The sequence below is a fragment of the Bacterioplanes sanyensis genome, from assembly GCF_014652515.1.
In the GTDB taxonomy this organism is placed as follows: domain Bacteria; phylum Pseudomonadota; class Gammaproteobacteria; order Pseudomonadales; family Oceanobacteraceae; genus Bacterioplanes; species Bacterioplanes sanyensis.
On the sequence record NZ_BMYY01000006.1, the window covers coordinates 174,096 to 197,441 of the forward strand.

The 23,346-nt window shown below is 53.6% G+C and carries 20 protein-coding genes; 5 read left to right on the forward strand and 15 right to left on the reverse strand.

What is annotated here, in order from left to right; translation table 11 throughout:
- The first annotated feature begins 71 nt into the window (after nt 1-71).
- On the forward strand, nt 72-1,250 hold the full coding sequence (locus IE090_RS10940; protein WP_189388422.1) for an imelysin family protein: 1,179 nt from the start codon (nt 72-74) through the stop codon (nt 1,248-1,250).
- An 87-nt stretch (nt 1,251-1,337) separates the two neighbouring features.
- Here IE090_RS10940 and IE090_RS10945 read toward each other — a convergent pair whose 3' ends face one another.
- Both IE090_RS10945 and IE090_RS10950 read right to left on the reverse strand, forming a co-directional pair.
- Nucleotides 1,338-2,459 (reverse strand): DUF1513 domain-containing protein, encoded by a 1,122-nt coding sequence (locus IE090_RS10945; RefSeq protein WP_189388423.1) that lies wholly within the window; start codon nt 2,457-2,459, stop codon nt 1,338-1,340.
- Nucleotides 2,456-3,331, reverse strand: a complete 876-nt coding sequence (locus IE090_RS10950) for a sterol desaturase family protein (protein WP_189388424.1) — start codon at nt 3,329-3,331, stop codon at nt 2,456-2,458. The genes IE090_RS10945 and IE090_RS10950 overlap by 4 nt, the downstream gene beginning before the upstream one ends.
- A gap of 121 nt (nt 3,332-3,452) precedes the next feature.
- Here IE090_RS10950 and IE090_RS10955 point away from each other — a divergent pair, with 121 nt between their 5' ends.
- From IE090_RS10955 to IE090_RS10965, 3 genes are all read left to right on the forward strand, one after another.
- On the forward strand, nt 3,453-5,630 hold the full coding sequence (locus IE090_RS10955; protein ID WP_189388425.1) for a TonB-dependent receptor family protein: 2,178 nt from the start codon (nt 3,453-3,455) through the stop codon (nt 5,628-5,630).
- Between the two features lie 91 nt (nt 5,631-5,721).
- Complete coding sequence (locus IE090_RS18000) at nt 5,722-8,319, forward strand: LuxR C-terminal-related transcriptional regulator (RefSeq protein WP_308428501.1); 2,598 nt, start codon at nt 5,722-5,724, stop codon at nt 8,317-8,319.
- Between the two features lie 93 nt (nt 8,320-8,412).
- Entirely contained in the window at nt 8,413-9,585 is a 1,173-nt protein-coding gene (locus IE090_RS10965) for a response regulator (RefSeq protein ID WP_189388426.1), read from the forward strand.
- Nucleotides 9,586-9,595: 10 nt separating this feature from the next.
- Here the strand turns inward: IE090_RS10965 and IE090_RS10970 are convergent, their stop codons facing one another.
- The 4 genes from IE090_RS10970 to IE090_RS10985 form a co-directional block, all read right to left on the reverse strand.
- On the reverse strand, nt 9,596-10,438 hold the full coding sequence (locus IE090_RS10970; RefSeq protein WP_229815700.1) for a class I SAM-dependent methyltransferase: 843 nt from the start codon (nt 10,436-10,438) through the stop codon (nt 9,596-9,598).
- 11 nt (nt 10,439-10,449) lie between these two features.
- Nucleotides 10,450-11,406 carry a LysR family transcriptional regulator gene (locus IE090_RS10975; RefSeq protein ID WP_189388427.1) on the reverse strand — a complete coding sequence of 319 codons (957 nt, stop codon included), beginning with the start codon at nt 11,404-11,406 and terminating at the stop codon, nt 10,450-10,452.
- A gap of 466 nt (nt 11,407-11,872) precedes the next feature.
- Nucleotides 11,873-12,193 carry a P-II family nitrogen regulator gene (locus IE090_RS10980; protein WP_189388428.1) on the reverse strand — a complete coding sequence of 107 codons (321 nt, stop codon included), beginning with the start codon at nt 12,191-12,193 and terminating at the stop codon, nt 11,873-11,875.
- A gap of 14 nt (nt 12,194-12,207) precedes the next feature.
- The gene (locus tag IE090_RS10985) at nt 12,208-13,215 is read right to left on the reverse strand and encodes a sodium-dependent bicarbonate transport family permease (protein WP_189388429.1); all 1,008 of its coding nucleotides are present in this window, start codon (nt 13,213-13,215) and stop codon (nt 12,208-12,210) included.
- Between the two features lie 564 nt (nt 13,216-13,779).
- Here IE090_RS10985 and rimJ point away from each other — a divergent pair.
- Nucleotides 13,780-14,316, forward strand: a complete 537-nt coding sequence (gene rimJ / locus IE090_RS10990; protein WP_189388430.1) for a ribosomal protein S5-alanine N-acetyltransferase — start codon at nt 13,780-13,782, stop codon at nt 14,314-14,316.
- Between the two features lie 131 nt (nt 14,317-14,447).
- On the opposite strand, the gene IE090_RS10995 is transcribed toward rimJ, so the two are convergent.
- The 9 genes from IE090_RS10995 to IE090_RS11035 form a co-directional block, all read right to left on the reverse strand.
- Nucleotides 14,448-16,499, reverse strand: coding sequence for a TonB-dependent receptor plug domain-containing protein (locus IE090_RS10995; RefSeq protein WP_189388431.1), 2,052 nt, complete (start codon nt 16,497-16,499; stop codon nt 14,448-14,450).
- A gap of 62 nt (nt 16,500-16,561) precedes the next feature.
- Nucleotides 16,562-17,263 (reverse strand): hypothetical protein, encoded by a 702-nt coding sequence (locus IE090_RS11000; protein ID WP_189388432.1) that lies wholly within the window; start codon nt 17,261-17,263, stop codon nt 16,562-16,564.
- On the reverse strand, nt 17,251-17,748 hold the full coding sequence (locus tag IE090_RS11005; RefSeq protein WP_189388433.1) for a DUF2878 domain-containing protein: 498 nt from the start codon (nt 17,746-17,748) through the stop codon (nt 17,251-17,253). The genes IE090_RS11000 and IE090_RS11005 overlap by 13 nt, the downstream gene beginning before the upstream one ends.
- Before the next feature lie 5 nt (nt 17,749-17,753).
- Nucleotides 17,754-19,007, reverse strand: a complete 1,254-nt coding sequence (locus IE090_RS11010; RefSeq protein ID WP_189388434.1) for an SAM-dependent methyltransferase — start codon at nt 19,005-19,007, stop codon at nt 17,754-17,756.
- Entirely contained in the window at nt 19,007-19,873 is an 867-nt protein-coding gene (locus IE090_RS11015) for a DUF1365 domain-containing protein (RefSeq protein WP_189388435.1), read from the reverse strand. The genes IE090_RS11010 and IE090_RS11015 overlap by 1 nt, the downstream gene beginning before the upstream one ends.
- Nucleotides 19,870-21,147 carry an NAD(P)/FAD-dependent oxidoreductase gene (locus IE090_RS11020; RefSeq protein ID WP_189388436.1) on the reverse strand — a complete coding sequence of 426 codons (1,278 nt, stop codon included), beginning with the start codon at nt 21,145-21,147 and terminating at the stop codon, nt 19,870-19,872. Before IE090_RS11020 ends, IE090_RS11015 begins: the two co-directional genes overlap by 4 nt.
- Nucleotides 21,144-21,920: an SDR family NAD(P)-dependent oxidoreductase gene (locus IE090_RS11025; protein ID WP_229815702.1), complete on the reverse strand. Its 777-nt coding sequence runs from the start codon at nt 21,918-21,920 to the stop codon at nt 21,144-21,146. Before IE090_RS11025 ends, IE090_RS11020 begins: the two co-directional genes overlap by 4 nt.
- On the reverse strand, nt 21,917-22,363 hold the full coding sequence (locus tag IE090_RS11030) for a nuclear transport factor 2 family protein (protein WP_189388437.1): 447 nt from the start codon (nt 22,361-22,363) through the stop codon (nt 21,917-21,919). Before IE090_RS11030 ends, IE090_RS11025 begins: the two co-directional genes overlap by 4 nt.
- The gene (locus IE090_RS11035; protein WP_189388438.1) at nt 22,360-23,343 is read right to left on the reverse strand and encodes an acyl-CoA desaturase; all 984 of its coding nucleotides are present in this window, start codon (nt 23,341-23,343) and stop codon (nt 22,360-22,362) included. The genes IE090_RS11030 and IE090_RS11035 overlap by 4 nt, the downstream gene beginning before the upstream one ends.
- Between the last annotated feature and the right edge of the window lie 3 nt (nt 23,344-23,346).

The window sequence follows — 23,346 nt, forward strand, 5'->3', positions numbered from 1 at the left end:
CGAGCGATTTAAGCAAAGGGTCGTCCGCTTGCGGGCGACCCTTTTTGTTGTTTTAACGTGGAGTTTTTAGCATGAAAAAATCGGCTTTAGCCCTGATGTCTTCAACACTGTTGTTAACGGCTTGTGGCGGTGGCGGGTCTTCCTCGGGCGATAGCAGCAGCGCTGATGCTTGCAGTGCACTGAATTCTGACAGCTTTAATTGCACCGATATGCTGGCTGAGCTGGATCAGGTGCAATACCAAGCAGCGGAGCAGTTCTCGACTCAGCTGGCAGATTTGCAACAGCAAACCGATGCTTATTGCGCGGCCATTGGCAGCGATCAACAAGCAGCCACTCGCACAGCGGCACAGCAAAGCTGGGAGCAGGCCATGCTGAGCTGGCAAAAGCTTGAGGTAATGCAGTTTGGCCCAGTCAAGGAGTACCGCAATGCTATTTACAGCTGGCCATTGAGCGTGAATAAAACCTGCAATATGGATGGCGCGATTGCGTCGGGTAACTTTGCTGCGACCACACCTCAGGTACGCGGCTTGCCGGCGGTGGAGTATGTCTTGTTTGCCGATGCGCCTTTGCCTAGCTGCAGCGATGCACCGGCTGAAGCGTCGGACGCTGTTAAACGCTGTGAGTTTGCCCAAGCAGCCATTGAGTCCATGCGCACCAATGTTGCCAATATGAGCTTTGATTTGGGCAACTACGAGCCAGCTACAAACCCAGGTGGCCAGGCGGCAGCTCAAGCAATCTTTGATGCCTTGTTCTACGTCTATAACCAAACCAAAGGCGAAAAGCTGCAAAAAACCGTATTGCCGCAAAACGCCAATGACGTGTTCAAACCAGAAAAACTGGAAATCGCCTTCGCGGATATCAATGCCGAAGTCATTGCCGCCAACCTGGAAGCGGCACAAGCTGTGATGACCGCCGGCCAAGGCAGCAACGGTGGTTTGGCGTCTTATTTGGTGGCAGCTGGTCAGGCAGATTTAGCCAACGCTATGCTGAGCTCGCTGCAAACGGCCATTGACGGTGCTAACGGCTTAAATGCCAGCATGCGTAATATCGTTAGCACGGCTGCGGCGGACAATAGCGATAATGATGTGGCGCTGTGCATTAACGCCGTAGCCAGCAGCAGTGGCAGTGATGTCGCAGAGCTGTGCGCGCTGGATGCCAAAATCAAAGCCTTTACGGATGACTTAAAAGGTCAAATGGCACTGAACTTGGGCTTAACCGTGCCCCGAGACGCAGAGTCTGACGGTGACTAACCGCTCTTAGATGCCTCAAGGCTGCATGCTCAGAGTGTGCAGCCTTGCTGGCAATGCCGTTTTGTCCATTTTGTCGGTCGGTGGGCGTTACACCGCCAGCACGCGACCGTGCAAATGGTTTTCCCACCATATCCCGGTTTTGACCGACTCGCTTAGCGGTTTTAGCTCGTCATTATGCCAATGCCAAAGCTCACCGGCCCCGGCGCTAATCCAACCCTGATTGCCGAACAGAGCAATGCCCTTGGCATACTGCATGGCTTGAGTGTCTTGCAAGGCGGGCGTCGCCCCCTGCCAGTGGCTGAGTAAATGGCCGCGCGGGTTGCTGATCATGGCCTCTCCGGCGCGGGCCGAAGTGGGTGGAAAGGCGCGCACACTGGCGGTGTAGCCCTGCATGTCCCAGTGCAGCCAGTCGTTATCTGGCTCCAACAGCTGCAGTTGCTCGCTGCCTGCACTGGCAATGGCAATACAAGGCGGGCGGGCATCTTTGCGCTGGTACTGACAGCCGACCAGCACTCTGCCATCGGCCAACACATCCAAGTGCCTGGCGCTTAACGCCTGTTTAGGTGAGGCCCAGCGCTGCAGCAGCTTGCCTGTGCTGCCATCAAGCTTCACCAGCTCAGAGTGCATGCTGTCGATATTGAGCGCTTTGCGACCGCTGTCTGGATGAGTACGCACGCCCGTGTTGGCGAGGTACACATCATCTCCCTGCATAACCAGTTCATGGGGGCCGACGCCGTGAGTCGTCCAGATATCCAGCAGCGTTAGGCGCTGGGCATCAATCACCAGTAACCGCCCCTCGCCACGGCGATAATCACTGGCGCTGGCGTATAACACTTGGCCGTTGTGCGAGAAAACTGCATGGCCTTCTAGGTGCATATCCTTGGGAACGGGCAGGTGGGCTTGCAATTGCCCAGCAAAATCGTAGCGTCGCAATGGCGCGCCAGGGGCGCGCGAGTTGACCAAAACGCTTGGCTCGCTGGGGTACAGGTCGGCGATGTGCACACGCTCAGGCACCCTGAAATCGGCTTTAATTTGGCCCTCCGTATCGACGACCAAAATACCAAACTGGGTTTCAGTGGCCTGATCACGGTAACCCGAGACCAGCAAGCGTTGCCCTCTGGGAGCCAGGGCAACGCCACTGGCAGCGGCGACGGACATGGCCATAGCGGCACAGGAAAGCTGCAAAAACTGACGGCGGTGAATGCTCATGGAACTCGTCTTAATAACAGTTGTTGGGTTAGGTGGTGATGCCGTTGCGGCAGCGGCGCTTGCTCAGCGCCGCTTTGCCAGCTGCCAAACAGCCCGTCCCAAATAGCTAGCATGGAGCCGTAATTGCTGCGACTGCCACGCACACTGTGATGAAACTGATGCTGCGCCGGGCTAATCAGCAGCCGCTCGAGAGCGCCATAACGCAGCGGAATATGGCTGTGACGCAAGTTGGCGCCGAGCAGGTTAAACAGCAATACCGAGCCGCTGATGCCAAAAATCAGCCAAGGCTGGGAGTGCTGGCCAAATAAGAAGAAGTAGCTGCCGCTTAAACCGCCGTGTACCAGCGCCGTGCGCCATTGGTAGAGCAGTTTTTCCAGCGGATGCACGCGCAAAAAAGTCAGGGGTGTCAGCACCGCCGCCGAGTGGTGAACACGGTGAATGCGCCACAGCCAGCGGCTGTGCAAGGCACGGTGTAAGCCATAGCGGCTTAAGTCGTCCAGCAATAGCAGTAACAAGGCGTAAATGGCTGTGCTGGTGATGCCATGCCAGCTGGCCAATACCGCCGGCGGCAGAGCGAGTGACCACAGTTCATAGCTTTGATTGGCCAGCATCAAAATCAACACCAGCGTAGCGCTGCCCAATAAGGTAAACAGCAGCGCGTTAAGAGCGACCAGCAGGTAGTCTTGGCGTGCGGAGGGGTGCCACCAGTAGTCCCGACTGAGCCACTGGCGCAACAGCGGCGCACGCTTTGACCAGTGCTGCGCTGCCCACAGCAATGCCAGCAAGGCAGTGCTGAGCCAGAAGCCCCAGAAGGTACGCTGGCCGGGTTGCAACAGCCACGAAAACACAGTGGAAAGAGACCCATCAGGCATCAAAAACACCGGCACCCAAAGACGTAGAATTGTGTAAATGATAACCGCGATTATTCTTAATATCGAATACCGTTTGTGGTTAAATTGGCCACCATTTTTTCACAGACAAAGAGGTGTGGTTGTGTCGCATTGGTGGTCTGCAGCGGTAGGTATCAGCTTATTGGTTCCCACCGTCGCCTCGGCGCAAGACGAGGTAGCACTGGATAAGGTTTATATTACCGGCGGTGAAGATCAGGTGCTGAAACAGCCCGGCTCCGCCACTTTGATCGACCAGCAAGCGCTGGACACCTTCGAATACACGGATATTCATCGCATTCTGAACTCCGTTCCGGGCGTCAACTTATATGAAGAAGATGGCTATGGCTTGCGCCCCAACATTGGCCTGCGCGGCACCAGCCCGGATCGCAGTAAAAAAGTCACCTTGATGGAAGACGGCGTGCTGTCCGGCCCTGCGCCTTATTCGGCCCCAGCTGCTTATTACTTCCCCAATGTGTCGCGCATGAGTGCGGTTGAGGTATTTAAAGGCCCGTCGGCGATTAAATATGGCCCGGCCACCATTGGCGGCGCGGTTAACTTGGTGAGCCGTCCGATTCCTTATTTGGCAGCTGGCGAGTTGGACTTGCAATACGGCAGTGACAACTTCCAGCGCTATAACGGCTGGTACGGTCAGGAAGTAGGGCAGTTTGGCTATCTGATCGAAGGTTTGCGGGTGCAAAGCGACGGTTTTAAAGAGCTCGACGGCGGCGGCGATACCGGCTTTGAGCGCAACGACGCCAACCTCAAGCTGAGCTGGACGCTGCCCGGTGAGCTGGCCCAGCGCTTTGTTTTGAAAGCCGGTTACTCCGATGAAGTGTCCGATGAAACCTACCTTGGCCTGACCCGTGCCGACTTTGATGACGATCCTTATCGTCGTTATGCCGCCAGCCAGCTGGATCGCATGGACTGGACCCATCAAAGCCTGCACTTGACCCATCAGGTTAATTGGGCCGAGCACAGTCTGACCACGGATGTGTACCGTCATACCTTTGAGCGCGACTGGTTTAAGATCAATGGCTTTGGCGGCAATGGCCCGCTGTTGCAAACCGTCTTAAAAGACCCCAGTGGCGTGAATACCGAGTTCTACCGCGTGCTGACCGGCGAGCAGGCTTCCGCCAATATCAATGAACAGCTCATGATCGGCAGCAACGATCGCCAATACATTTCCCAAGGCGTGCAGAGCCGGGTGAATCTGGCGCTGCAGTGGCTGAATCTGGCGCATGATATCGAAATTGGCGTGCGCTACCACCAAGATCAAGTGGAACGCCAACACAGCGAAGCCGCCTATGACATGCTGCAAGGCGGTGAGTTAAGCCAGGCCGGTGAGGTGAAAACCACGCTGGACAACCAAGGCAAAGCTCAAGCCTTGGCGCTCTATATTCAGGACGATATTCGTTGGGATAACACCACGGTGAGCCTTGGCCTGCGCTCGGAGCAAATCGATACCGAAGAAACCACCTACGGCGCGAACACCACCAAAACCGACAGCAACGAATCGGTATTGCTGCCGGGCGTGGGCGTCTATTCACAGCTGACCGAGACGGTGGGCGTATTGGCTGGCGTTTACAAAGGCTACAGCGCTACCACGCCGGGCAAAAACGGTGAAACCGACCCAGAAGAAAGCATCAACTATGAGTTCGGCAGCCGTTACCAGGGCGCGCTTGGGCAAGCCGAGGTAATTGCCTTCTTTAACGATTACATCGAGCTGACCGGCACCTGCAGCTTCTCTAACGGCTGTGATAACAGCGTGGTTGATAGCCAGCTCAATGCCGGCGCTGCTCAAGTGTATGGCGTCGAAGCGGGTTGGAACAAATACCTGTTTGCCGGCGCGCACATCATTCCCTTGGCGCTGACCTACACCTACTCTCATGGCGAGTTTGATGCCAACTTTGCCGACGACAGCGGTGTGTTTGGCGATCGTGCCAACAACATTGTGGCGGGTGAAGAGCTGGCTTACCTGCCCAAGCATCGCTTAAATGCTCAAGCCGGTATTGAGCGCGGCCCGTTGGCGCTGAATCTGTCGGTTCTGTATCAAAGTGAGATGCGGGATACCCCAGGAACCGGCAGCATCCCGGATGATCAGCGTATCGATGCCTACACAGTGCTGGATTTATCCGTGCGTTATCGGGCGCTGCAAGACGTGCAGCTGTACGCCACCGTCGATAACGTGTTAGCTGCGGAGTACGAAGTAGCATCTAAGCCGTATGGCTATCGTCCGGGCAAGCCACGCAGTGCCAACCTAGGTGTGAAAGTCAGCTTTTAACCTCACAGCAGCCGGCGGCTAGGCCGCCGGTTTGTGTTCCCTTGAGCGTCGTGGTTAGATTGCTGCCTCACTGCCAATCTGAAGCCAAAGCATGGAGCTGACGCCGTCTTCCCCGTTACCTTGGGCTGAGCGCCTAGAGCAAAAATCCCTCGCCGCCCGCATCGCGGTTAAAGCCCGCATTCCTGACTGCTGTGATCCTTGGTTAGCACGGCTTGATGGCATTGCTTGGCCAACTCCTAAAGCGCGCATTGTTTGGTTATTGGCGCCTGCCGGGTTTGGCAAAACGCAACTGATGGCAGAACAGGCTCGTCGTCATTGCGCTGAGCGCCCCGTGGTGTGGATGTCGCTGGACAGCAACGACGCCAGCCCAGCCTCATTCTTACGGCACTTTTTAGAACTGGCCGAAGCGCAATTACCTGGCATTGCCACCGATGCTCTGGCGCACTGGCAGGCAACTCAGCAGCGCGGTGATGTCGATATCGGTGGTGTTTTATTGCTGTGGATTCAAGAAGCGAGCAGCTTTGAGCAGCCATTGCTGCTGTGCTTAGACGACACTCATTACCTGCAAGACGCTTGGCAAGTCTTGAACCTTATCATCGAGCAGCTACCCGATAACATTCAGCTGTGGCTCAGCAGTCGTTGGTTGCCCGACGGGCACGGCCGACTGCAGGTGCTGGACCATGTGGCGTGGTTGCGTCAGTCAGAGCTGGCATTCAGCGAGTCGCAAGCGCGCCAGTGGTTGCAGCACAGCCAAATGCCACTGTCGGAGCATGGGCTCGCGGAGTTGCACCAACAATTGCAAGGCTGGCCGGCGGCGCTGCGGATTTGGTTAAACCAAAGCCTACGGGCGCAGCAGCCACTGCCAGTGGCCGAGGTGCTGCCGGCCATCGCGGATTATGTGCACGATGCGGTTTTGCAGCAGTTGCCGCCTGAGTTGGCGACCTTTTTGTGCCAAGCAGCCGTGCTGCGCAGCTTCGACGAACCGTTATTGCACCATTGCTTGGCGACGTCAGATTATCACCAGCATTTGCAGCAAGCGCGTCAGCAGCAGTTATTTATTCGCCCGCAGCCTTCGCACCCGGGTTGGTTTGCGGTCGCCGCGCCGGTGGTTGATGTGCTGGCGGAACGTCTGCCGCTGGCTGAGCGTCGTGCCCTGCATCAGCGCGCTTTTGATTGGTTGTCTCAGCACGGCGAATCCGTGGCGGCTTTGCGCCATGCCCAGGCCGCCGGTTTAACTCACAGTGTGGCGCACTGGGTCGAGCAGGAAGCGGAAGCGATTCTCGCCAACCTCGATATCGCAGGTCTGTTGGCTTGGTTCGAACAAGCCGGCAGTGAGCTGGTGATGGCCAGCCCGCGCAGTATGCAAATGGCCGCTTGGGCTTGGCTGCTGACGCAGCAGCAGGCCCATGCAGCGCCACTTCTACAGAAGTTACAATACAGTGAGTTACCCGCCGCTGAGTTGTATGCCTTACAAGGCTACAGTGCTCGACTGCAAGGCCAACTGCCTAGAGCACAGCAACTGTGTGAACAAGCACTGCAGCAGCTGCCGGCTCAGCGCTATGCCCTGCGCATTTTGATGAGCAGCACCCTGGCGCATCTGGCGCTGTCGCGCAACGACCCTGATGGCGCGCGGCTGTGGAACCGCTACGCCCAAGATGTCGCCCGCCATCACCGCGCCACCGCCATGGAAGCCTTGATGCAATACGATTACGCCCGCATTGAGCTCAATCGCGGCAACATCAGTCGTGCCAGCCAGATTATTGAACAAGCGCTGGAGCTGCTGCAGGAAGGGCGACAACCAGCGGCGCCGCTGCCACATGGCCGGTTGTTGCTGTATCGCGCCTTCTTGTTGTGGCTGCATGGTCGCCCGCAAGACGAAGCAAGAGTCGTCGAACTGTTGCAGCAAGGCATGGCTAACAGCGTACGCGCCCATGACATCGCGGTGTGTTATGGCTTTGCCGTGCAAGCCATGCGCGCCACGGCAGTGGGCGACAGTGATCGTGCTCTGGATTGGCTCGATCAAGCCGAGCGTTTGATGCAGCGCTGGCGTGTGGCGCAGTCGGGTTACGACTGGTTGCTGCTGGTAAAAGCCAATGTCTGGATCAGCCAGCACAAGTTGCAACGGGCGCAGGGCTGTATTGATGAAATCTGCCGTGGCCGAGCCTGCCATGAACTGCCCAGCCCAGAAGTCTTCCCCATGTTGCCAGGGTTGGCGGCGGTTACTCAGGCGCGCTTGTATTTGGTGGCGCAGGATTACGACGCTTGTTTGCATCAAGCGGAAGACTGGCTGCAGCACAGTCGTGGCAACTTGATGAATCAAGTGATGCAGTTGGTGCGCGCCGGCGCCCTGCAGTCGCGTCAGCATCCAGATAGCCATTTGATTCAAAGTCGTATACAGCAGTTGCTGGAGCGTCAGGGCATTCAAATGGATTTAAGTGTTTGGCTACCAGCAGGCAATGCGGGTGTAGCCTCGCCCAGCGCAGCGCCAGAGGCGGTGGCCCGGCTCAGCGCTCGTGAGCTCGACGTGCTGCGCAAAATGGCGCAGGGCTTTTCTAATCAAGAAATCGCCGACCAGCTGTTTATCTCGTTACATACGGTGAAAACCCATGCGCGCAAGATCAATGTAAAACTGGGCGCTCGCAGCCGTACGCAAGCGATTCACCGGGCCAAAGAAATGCTCTTGCTCTAACGGCTGAAAAACCGCTTCAAGCCGCCCTATTGGTGGCAAAAATGAGGTCTGTCAGCTAAACCCAAGGCATGTCTAATTCATGAGGCTGATGGAATGGCCGAGCATCTGGCACTGATTGTTTCTTACCAAGACAGCCCGGATTTACGCCAGTGGCTGCAACCGGATTACCAATGCATGTTCTCTCGTCCAGATGAAGAGCTGGATATGAACGAGCGCGTGGCGCTGATGATGATTGATGCACGCAGCGTCAGTGAGGCCGATTTACTGAGTATTTGCCGGCAATTGCGTCAGGCGAGTGACAGCACGCCGCTGGTGGTGGTGGCGCCAGAAGAAGCCTTATCAATGCGCTTGGAGCTGTATGACGCCGGCTGCGATGATTGCATCGATCCGGCGGCGCTGGCTGAGCTACGCGGTCGCATTGATCGCCTGGTTATGAACAAAATCGCCAGTGATCAACTGCGACAGCAGCTGCAGCAAGCTAACGAGATGGCCTTTTTGGCCATGACAGGCACCTCGGATTTAGGGGTAAATATTCAGTTTTTGCTCGATGTGCATCACTGCAACAACTTAGATGAGTTGGGCATGCGCTTATTCCAATCTCTGCGTAACTACAGTCTGAATTGCAGCTTGCAGCTACGCAGTCGCTTTGCATGCAAAAATATGGAAGCCAGTGGCATGGCGAAGGCGATGGAGTCATCGCTGTTGGATGCCTGTAAGGACCAAGGCCGCTACGTCGATTTTGGCCATCGTTCGATTATGAATTATGGCCGTGTTTCTTTGCTGGTAAAAAACATGCCGATCGACGATGAGCAAAAATACGGCGCCATCAAAGATAACTTATTTTCTTTACTGCAAGGGGCCGATGCACGTATTGAGGCATTGGATAATCAGCATACGTTGGAGCTAGAAGGGCAGTTGATTCGACAAATGGCGCTGCAAATGCGCAGCTTAATGGACGATGTTGATGAAGCGCAGTTACAGGTCATGCGCGCGATTGTGGAAGTGGTCGAGAATATGTCCGAACAAGTTGAAGGCAGCCTGCATGAACTGCACCTGACGGAAGCTCAGGAGCAGCGCTTACAAGCGATTTCTGACCGTGCGGTGCAAAATACCAATCAAATTTTTCACGAAGGCTTGCAGCTGGATCAGCGGCTGCGTGATTTTCTCGCCGCCGCTGAATTATTGCTGGCCAAGCCGCATTTGCAGGCAGAGCAACTGCAGCGGTTGCTGCAGTCGGTTCAGACGCTGCACCATACGACGCCGTAGCCGTCAGGGCTTACGTCGCGGGTTTGCGAAACTTCAGCGTCATGCGGTCGCTTTCGCCAATGGCGAGGTATTTGTCTTTATCCTTATCACCCAGACGCAGCGACGGTGGCAAAGTCCAAACCCCTTTCGGGTGGTCTTTGCTATCGCGAGCGTTGGCATTGATCTCACTGCGGTCGACTAACTCAAAGCCAGCTTGCTGTGCAATGGTGAGCACATAGGCTTCGCTAACGTAACCACTTTGCACCATTTGCTCACGACTGAAAGACACCGGTGCGCGGTGCTCCACCACGCCCAAAATACCGCCGGGTTTGAGCGCAGCATAAGCGGCATCAAATACCGCCTGTTCCTGCTCGTTGCGCATCCAGTTATGCACATTGCGGAAGGTAAAAACACGGTCGACGCTGTTGTCTGCGGCCAGCTTCAGATGCTTAGGTGGCTCCAGTACGGACATTTGAATATCGCCATAGAGCTCGGGCTGAGTCAGAAAGTTATCTTCAAACTGACCGCGCAGACGCTGGAAAAAGCCAACGTCCGACTGCGGATGCCAATGGGCGGCAATCAACTGGCCTTCATCGCGCAAATACGGCGCCAAAATGTCGGTGTACCAGCCGCCGCCTGGCCAGATTTCCACCACAGTGTGCTGCGGTTGCAGTTCAAAAAAGCTCAGAGTTTGTTGTGGATGACGGTATTCATCCCGAGCGCGGGCTTTGGCACTGCGGTGTGACTGATCGCCCAGCTGCACCGCTGTGGTTTGCACCTGGCCGACGGCGTTGTCCGTACCGCCGGAGTAGTCGGTATTAGCACAACCGGCTAGCCCCAAGGCTAGGGCTGAAATCATCATAAAATCTCGCATTAGCAATGTCCTTAATGTGATAGCGAAGGCTGGCCAGCGTTGTCGACCAAATCGACCTCCCAAGGCGGGTTGGGGCGCACGCTGTCAATTACATAGTCAACGAAGGATCGGACCTTAGCCGACAAATGACGATTACTGGGGTACAGTGCGTGAATTGGGCTGGCTTCGAACGGCCAGTCACACAAGACGGGCACAAGGTTTCCTGCGCGAATGGCCGACGCAGCAATCAGGGTTGGTAGCGGTGTAATGCCGGCGCCGGATAAGGCCAGTGTGTACAAGCTGGCAAAATCATTGACCTGCAGTCTAGGTCGTACTTGCACGGTTTGGTCTTCACCGCTTTCATGCGTCAGATGCCACTGCATAAACTGCGATGCGGTGAGCAGGTGGTGATCACGTAGCTGATCTGGGTGGTTGGGGCTGCCGTGCTGGCGAATGTAATCTGGGCTTGCGCACAGCAAAGCGCGGGCATCACCAAGATGGCGGCCAATCAAGGATGAATCTTCCAGCTGGCCGATGCGAAAGGCAACGTCTATGCCTTCTTGCACTAAATCTAGCTTTTGGTCGCTGAGCACCATATCGACATTGACCTGTGGATGGCGCTCCATAAATTCGGCCACCAATGAACTGAGTACGGTGGAGCCAAACAATACCGGCGCGGTAATGCGCAGCGTACCCGTTGGCGTGCTTTGCATTTGGGTCACGGCGATATTGGCTTCTTCGATCTCTGACAAGATGCGTGAGCAGTGGTTGTAGTAGGCGGTGCCGGTGTCGGTTAGGCGCAAACTGCGTGTGGTGCGCTGGATCAGGCGAACGCCCAAACGCTCCTCAAGTTGGGTGATCTTGCGGCTCACCGTCGATTTGGGCAGCCCTAGGTTGCGTGCCGCTCCGGTAAAGCTGCCGGCGTCGACCACATGAACGAAGATCGCCATCTCATTGAGATCAAATTCTTCTCGTTTTCCTATCAACATAAGAGACATTCCCCTGAAGTATGGGCTTCATTATGGGGATGATTGTTGAGAATTAAAGAACAATATGACAAAAAGATACGTTATTGGCTCGCATTGTGCTTGGCTGCTTGCCTTGTATTCAAGAGGAGCGCTGCGGCAGGCAACGCCGCTTAGCTCTGGCTGGACGGGCTGGCACACTCCGCTTGGTAAAGCAGGTAAACCAAGGGCACCTCTGAATAATTCTGCACAGCTCTGCGCGAGTGCGACAGGCTTTCAGAACAAGGCGGTGATGGCAGGAAATGGCCAGCCCTTTCCAACATCGCCAACGACGTTATGGAGGCCTGCCGCCCGCGCCTTATGGGGAACGCCAGAGAACTCCAGCTCTGTGTCGCCGATTTTTGCTGTAGCTGGCTAGAGCAGCAAACCGGCTTCGTGATCTGAAATCCTCTGGCGATCCAGAGCAGGCACCGAATTATTCATAAGCGCTTTAAAACTTGCTCGGCCTTAATACCTCAATGTATTCGATGTAAGTAATGCCTGAGTAATCATCAAAATAGGTTTGGGTGACCTCATTCATAATGGTTTCAGCTGTGGCTTTATCATTGACGATGACTTCAATTTTCACATCCGAAAAATCATCCACCACGGCCGCGCGCTCAGATGTCGCTCGAAAGGTATGGCCGCCTTTGCCGCCAGCGGCAATAATGGTGTAACCCTTGGCACCGGCAGCTTCAATGATCTCCACCACGCCTTTCACGATCAGCTTTTCCGTGATGATCACAACTTTTTCAGCAGCATGTAGTTGCATTTTACTCTCCTTGATTAAATATCAAATACCACTTCAGCCAGAGCGATAAAGAGGGGGATACAGACGGCGATGGAAACCGGTGTTCCCACACTGGTGGAAGCGCCAATATACGCTGATGGATTGGCTTTAGGAATGCCTGCCCGTAGAGTCGGTGGGCCAGAAATATCTGAGTTGGATGCGGCTATGACTGCAAACAAAATTACACCTCCCGGGCTGAAGCCAACCATGATGTGAGCAACATAACCTAAACCAAAGGCCATTAGGCCGTGTAGGATGGGGCCGATAAAGGCATAAATCGCATACCAATGCGCCACACGTCTGAGTTCATTTAAGCGCTCATAGGCCTCCATGCCCATGACTAATAACAGTACGGTGAGCAGGCCGCGAAATAAAGGGTCATAAAAACTCTGCAGCACTGAATCTGGCCGTGACAACAGCCCCAATGCCAAGCCTAATAATAAAGCTGACAAGGCAGAGCCGCGTAAGCTGTCTTTAACAATACCCCAAACATCAATTTTGGTGTCTTTGTACTCACTGTTTTTGTGTTGATGCATATTAGCGAGCACAATGGCCAGAATCAGCGCCGGAATATCCATAAAGGGATACAGGGCTGGCACCCAGGCTTCGAAAGCAATGGACTCTTCTTCCAATAACACCATGGCCGCGGCCAGCGTAGAGGCACTAACAGCACCAAAGAGACCAGCCGTGGCATAACTGTCGGCACGATTAATACCGGGTAGGCGTGAGAGAATAAAGCTCCCCATCAAAACAATGACCACACCAATCAGCATAGAAAACAGCGCCGGTACCAGCATGGCGGTAAAGTCGGCTTCGCGAATTTCGATACCGCCTTTCAGACCAATGCGCATCAGCAGCATGAATACAATAAACTGGTATACCGCATTGGGAATTTTCAGATTGCTACCGAGGGCGGCAATGAGCATGCCACCGATCAGAAAACCTAACGTCGGGGTTTGAAACTGGGTTACCAGTCGAGTGAGGAAGTCGATTAAAAATTCCATGCAATATCCTTGATGATTCATGGGGCAGCAAAAACAGCTGGCCATCTTCGATGGCAGGCGCCAGATCATGTGGCGGTCTATGGTAGCATGATTGCATTTAAGGTCATGAGCTACTGGGAGCGTGCGCACCACAGTGCTGTGCATTGCATGCTCAGTAATGGAAGGCTTAATCGCACCATGGCCAACGGCATATCGGCCAATAAAGTGGGTGGCAGAGAGCAAGGCAACCTTTGAATCAGCCGCTACATCAGCGGTCAGGCACTGGAGTGGGGTTACAGTTTGTATGCGCCCATGTAGGTGGGTATTGCCATTGCTGTAATGGGGTTGTTGACGTTGCTGTTGGGTCGCAGTCGGTTGGTTAATAAACGTGCGTTGGCATAGCTGTAATGCTTGACTTTTCAATGATGGGGAAATCAGAGCGGCACTGAGGTCTGGCACGGACTGAGGCATTAATATAGGCAGCGACAGCCCCGATCAAAGTAGACAGCTGTGACAAGCCTCTGAATAATTCGCTGCATCATCGTACGGTGCACTATTACTCAAAGGTTGGCTTAGGTCGTTATTATGTTATCCACTGCTCGCTTGCAACTTGAAATTCTTTCTACCGCTCACGTTCCGGCCATGGTTGATTACTACTTACGAAATCGCCAGCATTTGGCGCCGTGGGAGCCGTTGCGAGACGACGAGTTTTGGACATCGGCTTTTTGGCAGCAGCGGGCCAACGCCAGCGAGGCTGCGTTTGTTGATAAAAGCGCATTTCACTTTGTGGCACTGGAGCCTGGTACAGATAGCGTTATTGCTTGTTGTAATTTTACCGGCCTGGCTCGCGGCGCTTTTCAAGCGTGTTTCTTAGGCTATTCGATCGATCAGACACTGCAAGGGCAGGGCATGATGACGGAAATACTCGCGACGACGGTAGATTACATGCTGAATCGCGAAGGGCTCAATCGCATTATGGCCAATTATATGCCGGCCAATAAAGCCAGCGGCAGAGTATTAGAAAAACTGGGCTTTGAGAAAGAAGGCTACGCCCGCAATTATTTGAATATTGCCGGGCGCTGGGAAGATCATGTGCTGACATCGAAAATCCAGCACTCCTGAAAGACCTTAAAAAGTGCTGCTAGGGAGCGCCTAAGAACTCCGGTTGGATGATTCAGTGCCCTCCCGTGACTGAGAGAGGGCACTGAATTGTTCGAAGGTCGCTTAGTGAAAGTCCTTGGGTCAAAAGCCCCTTAAATGGTTGCTTTAATACCAAAGGAAATAATCATAGGTAAGTCAGTGACTTCTTCACGTTTGCTGTAATCGGCACCTTCGTATTCATAGCCGATGACGTTGTCACGGCCGTACAAGTTAAGTACTTCAACATAAAGATCCATATCCCAATTGGTGAAGTTAAAGGTACGGTCGGCGCGCACATCCAGTTTATGGTAAGCCGGTAGGCGCTCGGAGTTAAGGCTGCCATAAATTGGGTTGTACAGCTCAGGGTTGTCTGCATCCTGAATGGCAGTTTCCAGTGGCGTAATCAATTGCCCGCTCTGGTAGCGCCACTTAAAGCCAATTTGCCAGTTATCATTCCATTGGTAGTTCGCCACGGTATTAATAATCACCGGCTGGTCGTAGTTATAGCTAAAGTCGCGGCCAGTCAAATTGTCGTGACGGAAAGTGCGTGAGTAAGCGACGGAAATCCAGCCATACCAGCGGTCGGTCAGATTTTTATTGAGGAAGAACTCCATGCCCCAAGCTTCGCCATCGGCATCGTTGGTGTACCGTGGTAAGGCGTTGTATTCCTCGGTGCTCAAGTCAGGATAATTCGACTGCGAAGGGCGACCGACAATGATTTTGTCCAGGGTTTTGTAATAGGTCTCTACCTTCCAGAACAAATCGGCGTTAATTTCATTTTCCAGGCCTAGCTCATAATGGTCAGCGGTGGGCTGCTCTAAGTCTGGGTTACCAAAGGGCACCACGTATTGGCCAAAGTTATCTGGCAAAATATGATGCTGGCCGTAGGCTGAGGTAAAGGTCCAGCCTGGAGTAAATTGCCAACGGCTTTGCACCCGTGGCTCGGCAAACTGCTCATCGGTGTAATCGTCTTGTGACAGCGCCAGGCCTGTGGTCAGGTTCCAATTGCGCGTTACCTGCCAACTGTCGGCGATGTGAGCGTCGAGATTCAACACCACAGGTTTACCGCTGCCGGCCAGTTCTTCCGTGCCATCAATAATGCGGCAATCTGGGTCGAACTCATCGCAAGGCGGCGCCTCAAAGCGGCCGTCATAGCTAATATGGCTCTGAGTCACTTCGACGCCCCACTGCAGCTCATGCTCAAAGTTCAGTGGGTAGGTGAACTGGCTGCGCAAGTTAAAGTCGTTTACTTTCACATCAATGCGGTTTTTAACGCCGATGTTAAAACCAAACTTTTGCTCCAGGTGTGACAAACCAATTTTATGGCTCATGCCGTTTTGGTAAAACTTATTCCATAGCAGGCCTTGGCTGTTAAAAAAGGCTTCAAAATTAATGCCGCCGCTCAGGCCTGGGTCTTGCAATACCGTGTCGGAATCATCGGCGAACTTGAGGCCGGCTTTATCGCGGGCACCAACAATTTGAAACGCCAGGGTTTCTGAATCGCTGATGCGGTACTCATATTTGCCTTGGTAGTCGTAATATTCCGGTACTGTGGTGAACTCGAAGTCCTCATCATCGAGAAAGTTCTCAATGTAGTACTGGAATAAACTTTGCCGACCGGCGAGGTAAAAACTCTGGTTCTCGCTCAGAGGGGCCTCAACAAACACCCCTGCTTTTAATAAGCTGGCATCGATGACCACTTGGCTACGGTCGTAATAAGGCGAGCGCGATGTCGCTTCGATCACGGCCCCCGTCGCATTGTTGTACTGGGCCGGGAAAGCTGCGGTTTCTAGTTTGAAGTCTTCGACCGTGTTGTCGCTGAGAATGCTGCTGGTATCGGTATGGAAGATATAGCCGACCGGTAAAAAGTCGATCAGATAGGCATTGTCATCAGGAGAGGAGCCGCGCACGGCCGGCTCTGACTCATTGCCACCGCCAAAGGTCACACCCGGCAAACTTTCAATCGCACCCAACGGGTCGTTGCCGGAGCCGGGCAAACGCAATAATTTTTTGGTGGAAATTTCCGTTAGCGGCTCTTTTTCACCGCTGACTTCCACTGTGTCTAAGGTGACGTCGTCTTCTGCGACCACGTTCAGGCTGAGGCCGGCACAGGCCAGCGCCAACAGGGAGCGACGCCAGGGCGGGTGGGCTATGAAGTGTGACATTGTGCTTCCTTCCTAAGAATTTGACCTTCGAATAGGGCGGCAGTCTACCAGCATTAGCTGAATCAATTGTGAACAGTATCGTCATACTGGTAGCGAATCTCGGCATCGATACCGTTACCTGCGCCATCCTGAATATTGGTGAGACCAATGTAGCGCAGCAGACGCTGGTTGTTGAGGTCATAATGCAGTTGAATCGGGTCCAATAACCACGCCAGCCAGCGCGACTGCAGGCGCATTTCCAGTTGCAGCTGTTGCTCGGTGATGGCGGTTGGAATCACCCGAAAAGCGATCACGTCCTGACGAGCAGGGGCAGCAAAATAGAAATCGACCTGCTCGCCTGCCAGCAACGTTGCCCAATGTTGGCGCACAAACTCATCGAAACCGGCATCGATCACCAAAGGTTGGGCGTCTTTATCGATGCGGGTCTGTTCGGCCTTGCCGTTTTCTTGCACCGTCATGACAAAGCCTTGGTCGTAGCTTACTTGCTCGTGATAGTCGCGGCGCAGGTCTTGGAGCAAAAACTCGGGCTGAGTGGCGCCTTGAGTGTACTGATTTTGCTTTTGGGCAATGGCATCGCCGTTGGCGTTGCGATATTCCACCTCACGCTTTACCGGTTGGTTGTTCTCTAACGTGAGTGTGTGATGTTCACTGTACAGCAGCGTGTCAGTACCTGGAGCATAAGCCATGCCCTGATAGGTGAGCGTGGTTTGTGCACTCACCAACATACTGCAACAGAGGCTAAACAGCATGATTAGGCAACGCATTTTTGCTTCTCCTGCCAGCTTAATAAACCCAGTAACAACGCCCAAAAAACAGCGATGGCGATATAGCCTGTCAGTTGAATATCAACTGCGCCTAATTGAGCGCCTGCAAAATAACTCCAGGGTGCGCCTGCTAGCCCCAGCAATGCTGCCCAACCCGGATGGCGCATCAGCCACTCCAGGCTGTGGCGTAACGTAGTAGCAAACGCCAGCCACAATATCATCAGCCAGGGGGGAATTAGCCAGCTGTAGTGCTCAGGGAACTGCAGCCAGCCGACGGCCTGAAACACAGAATCGACGGCGACTCCCAATAATGTAACCCCGGCTAACAACATCAGCTCGCCGGGTTTTAATAGCCAACGGTGCCACAGTATTAATACAGGTAAGGCGGCAAACGCCCATAAATTGCCACCGACCACACACGCCAGCCAGCACAACTGGAAAATCACCAGATTGCCAAAAAACTGCAGGCGTGGCGGAATCACCATGACCACTAGCCCAATTGCCCCAGTACAGGTGGACGGCGATTAAGCGGCTTGGCAAACATAAGGTGCACATCGCCAATCACGCGCTCTGCAAAGCCGCCTTCGCAATAAGCGAAGTAAAAATCCCACAGGCGAATAAAATCATCGTCGTAGCCGAGGCTATTAAGCTCGCTGCGCTGGCTTAAAAAGCGTTCACGCCAGCACGCTAAGGTACGGGCATAATGCGGTGTGATGTCCTCTAGATGAATCATTTTCATATCGCTGGCGCGAGTCATGGCGCTTTGAATGGCGGTCACGCAGGGAATAAAACTGCCTGGGAAGATATAGCGCTTAATAAAGTCGACTTCATTTTTGGCCTGCTCGTAGCGCTGGTCGTCGATGGTAATGGCTTGAATCAGACCGATGCCGTCGTCCTTTAATAGCCGGCTGCAAGTAGCGATGTAGGTATCGAGATATTGATGGCCAACGGCTTCGATCATTTCAATCGATACTAACTTGTCGTATTGGCCGGTGAGGTCGCGATAGTCCTCTAACAGCAGGGTGATTTTTTGCTCCAACCCTTCTTCGGCAATGCGGCGTTTGGCCCAATCATATTGCTGCTGCGATATCGTGGTGGTGGTGACATGGCAGCCATAATGTTTGGCTGCGTGAATGGCCATGCCGCCCCAGCCTGTGCCGATTTCCACCAAATGATCATCAGCGGTTAATTGCAGCTTTTGGCAAATGCGGTCGAGTTTATACACCGATGCCTGTTCCAAGGTGGCGTCGTCGCTGGGAAAAATGGCGCTGGAATACATCATGGTCGGGTCGAGAAAGCGCTCGAACATGTCGTTGCCCAAGTCATAGTGGGCGGCAATATTACGGCGCGAGCCTTTGGCAGTGTTGCGGTTGAGGCTATGAAAGCCCTTGAGCATCCATTTGCCCAGGGTTGCCCAGCCGCCATCAATGTTATCCACCACGTCTTTGTTGCGCGCTAAAAGCCGAATGAGTTTGGGCAAGTCATCGCAGTGCCAATCGCCGGTCATGTAGGCTTCACCAGCGCCCACGCTGCCGGTCAAGGCGATGGAGCGATAGGCTTCAAAATCCTCGATAACAATGCTGGCCTGTAGCTCAGGGTGTGGCTGGCCAAATTCATGGCATTGCTCGCCTTCATAAATACGCAGTTGCCCAGTGTGCAGGTGTTCCAAGGTTTTAAATAAACCGCTACGACATAAGCGGTCGAGCCAATGCATTGAGTCGGGGCTGGCCGTCATGGTTTTCATCAGATGCTCTCCTGCCGGTTGTCTGCATGCTGGCGCTTGCGAGCCTGCTGCCAATCGTGCTGTGGTTGATTGTGGGGGTGCGAATAAAAGGGGGCTTTTTTCAGCCATAAACGCAGGGCATTCCAATAAATGCCCCAGAAGACTTTGGCGGTCATTAACGGATAGCGCCTTAATACCTTGCTCATATTAGCGCGGCTGAAGTCATGGCGCTGGAGCATTAAAGTGGCATCAAAATCTTTGCGCTCTTGCTGGTAGGTTTCCATATGAATCAGCAACTGCTCCGCCGGATCTTGCATCACCCAGCGATAACGCATGGTTAATGGGTTAAAGGGCGATACATGAAATACTTTGTCGAACTGATATTCACGTTTGGGCTGTGGGCCATTGTTGTACACCTTGAGGGGCGCCACCGCTTGCTCATGTTGGCAAGATTCGCTGGTAAGCGTGTAGTGATGACGCTCATCCCAGGGGGTATTGGTGATTTCTGCCAGCACACCTGCCAGGCTGCCGTCTTGACGATAACCGTAATAAAAACTGACAGGGTTAATTAAATAGCCGAAATAGCGCAAGTTGGTGAGCAAGCAAACGCGCTCTACGCTTTCACCGCTTTCCTGACGAAAAGCCGCTTGAATATGACGCTTTAAATCAGTACCACTGTTGTTGCTAGATTGCTCGGCAGCAAAATAGTCACTGCGTTTAAAGCGCGCCAGCGCCGGTTTGTGTGCCGACCAAAGCGGATGCTGCGCCATGACGTGATCGACTTCATCCAGGTCGAGCATCACCATAAATACATCGTAACCGAGCTGGTGCGTGACCGGTGCAAACCGCCGATGTCGCACTTGACCCAGATACAGGGCGCTGTTCACAGGCTTACTCCCAGACGCTCCGTCACACGCAATGCACTGCGCACACCGTCTTCGTGAAAGCCATTAAACCAGTAAGCACCGCAATAATGGGTGCGATTCACACCACTGATTTCATCATGGCGTTGCTGTGCTGCCATACCCTCTAAAGTAAATACCGGGTGGGCATAGCGGAATTGGCGGATAATTTTTTCTGGGTTGATATCTTCGGTTTTATTCAGCGTAACGCAAAAGTGCTCCGGCGCGTCGTCGAAGTTCTGTAACCGGTTCATATAGTAGGTTACGGCAACGGCATCGCGTTGGCCGTGGGTTTTGGTATCGATATGATAATTCCACGCCGCCCAGGCACCTTGGCGGCGCGGTAAGATGCTGGCGTCCGTGTGCAAGACCACGTCGTTCATTTTATAAGGAATCGCCGCCAGAATTTGCTGCTCTTCCAGGCTTGGTGCACTGAGCATGGATAAAGCCTGATCGCTATGGCAAGCAAGAATCACCTGGTCGAACTGCTCGCTACCACGGGGCGATGTAATCAGCACATGGTCCGGATGGCGCTCAATGTTATGCACAGGCTCGTTTAGCCAGAAACGTTCAGGGCCAACCTCTTGTTGAATGCGCTCAACATACGTACGCGAACCGCCGGAAATCACCCGCCATTGTGGGCGATCATCGACACTGAGCATGCCGTGGTTATTAAAGAAGCGCACAAAAAAATACAGTGGAAACTGCATCATCATGTCTTCGCTGGCAGACCAAACCGCAGCCCCCATCGGCACTATGTAGTAGCGGCGAAAATAATCGCCATAGTTTTTGCGCTGTAAATAACTGCCTAGGGTTTCGCTTTGCCCAAGCTCGTTGCGCTCCAGTTCGGCGCGGGTTTCGCGGTTAAAGCGTAAAATATCGCGAATCATGCCCCAGAATTTAGGGTTGAGCAGGTTGCTGCGCTTAGCAAACAGCGAGTTCAGATCATGGCCGTTGTATTCCATGTCGGTTTGCTCGCACTTCACACTGAAGCTCATATCAGAGGCTTCACTGGCGACACCTAAGCGATCCATTAATTGAATGAAATTTGGGTAGGTCCAGTCGTTGAATACGATAAAGCCGGTATTGACTGGGTAGCTCTGCTGCCCCAGCGTGACATCTGTGGTTTGGGTATGGCCACCGAGGTAGTCATTGGCTTCATACACCACGACGTCGTACTGGTCCTTGAGTAAATAAGCACAGGTCAGGCCGGCGATGCCGGAGCCGACAATGGCAAGGCGTTGGCGTTGCTGGGTCATGATTGAGAACCTTGTGATTGGCGGGACATCCGAGTGGTGAGCTTAAGCCGCAGGGCCGGCGGTAAACATCCCAGTAGTTTCAATAAAACGGTAAAGCGCTTAGGAAAATGAATGGCAAAGCGACGCTGTTCTAAGCCTTGAATAATGCGCAGCGCGGCTTCTTCAGCGCTGATCATCATGGGCATATCAAAATCGTTTTGATCCGTTAACGGCGTTTTAACAAAGCCTGGCAATATCACAGAAACATCCATGCCAAGGGGGGCTAAATCGGCACGCATGCTCTCCATAAAATAATTAACGGCCGCTTTACTGGCACCATAGGCTTGGGCTCTGGGCATGGCGAGCCAGGTAGAGCTGCTGCTAACGGCCACTAAATAACCGCGCTGGCTTTGCCGCAACAGCGGCAAGGCTGCTTCGACACTTCGGGTAAGGCCAAAAAAGTTGGTGTTCATTACCCGCTCAATTAACTGCGCATCAAACTCGCTGACATCGACATATTCACACGTGCCGGCGTTGGCAATTAACGTATCCAAACCGCCGTGCTGCTCGATCACCGAGCGCGCATGGGCCAGTGAGTCCGAGTCGGTCACGTCGGCACTGATGGCGGTCACGTTACCGAAAGGCTCAGCCAAGTGGGCCAACTTATCAGCATTGCGGGCGCTGATAAATAAATGCTGGCAGCGTGGTTGCAAGGCGCGCGCTAAGGCCTCGCCAATGCCACTGGAGGCGCCGGTAAGCCAAATACGTTGTTGCATTAAAGGCAAATTGCTCATGCTGCCATCCTCCGTTTTAACCAGCGGATCATGCGCCCGAACAGAGGTAAGTGCTGGTAAAGCATTTGTCCGGCGTCGAAATAGTCACGGTGATAAATAATGGCGTCGTCCTTGATGCGCAGCTCGCTCAAACCATCCACCAGCACCGGGCGACCACGATTAATGCGCGGGTGTATGTACTGCATTTGCCAGCTCATCACCAAGCTGTCACCACTGTGCCACTGCTGTAAAAACTGGAAGTCGATGGCGCTGACGTTTTCATACAGACCGACGAAATAATCGGTCAGGTCGCTGATGCCGCAGATATGATGAAACGGATCAATAAACTCGATATCCGGGTGATAGCAACGCAGCAGTGCTTCGCGATTCACGTTGTCGCGATCCATGCTTTTATACAGCGCCTGAAAACGCTCAGGCACGGACAATAGCTGCGGAGGCGTCATAAGGCACCGTCCTCTGTTTTGTTTGGAGGAACAACAGAGGTTGTTGGCGCTTGGCCACGGCCTTCGGCCAAAACTTTGGCGGGCACTGGGTTGAGATCGTAAACAATGCCCAGCCAACTCATGACTTTAAGCACATAGTAAGTAATATCGACCTCCCACCAGTAAAAACCTTGGCGTGCAGACACGGCCCAACGGTGGTGGTTGTTATGCCAGCCTTCGCCCAGCGTTAATAGCGCCAAAAAACCATTATTGCGGCTTTGGTCTTTGGTGTTAAAACGCCGCTTTCCCCAAATATGGCCGAGGGAGTTAATGGTTACCGTAGAATGGAACAGCAACACGGTGGAGATAAAAAATCCCCACACCACCAACTGCAAACCCGAGGTATTTAACCCAGGTGCCCAAGCGGCCAATATTTCGCCAGTGATAAACAGCAAGACCACCAACAAAAATGGCGCAAAGCTGTCGTAGCGATCTAGCCAGACTAACTCTGGGTAGCGAGCAAAATCTTTAATGCGATGCCATTGCGTTTTAAAGCTGGCATCGCAGGTAAACCAGCCAACATGACTCCACCAAAAACCGCGTTGCACCGGCGAGTGCAGATCGTCTTCAGTATCTGAGTGATGATGATGGGCACGGTGGTGAGCCGCCCACCACAACGGCCCACGCTGGGCCGACATATTGCCTAATAGAGCAAAGACAAACTGCCAACCACGACTGGTTTTATAAGCCCGGTGGGAAAAATAACGATGATAAAACGCGGTAATGGCAAATAAACGCAGCCAATACAGCGCTAAGCACACGACGATGGCAGTGGTGCTAACGGGCAGTAAAAAAGCCACCAAGCAGGCCAAATGCAGGAACATAAAGGGCACGACTCGCACCCAATTAAAGCGAGTGCTGGTCATGGCTTCGTCGCTGCCGGCGTGGGAGTCGACCCAGCGTAAAATATTGCGCCACGGACTGAAACTTGCGTTGCTCATGCG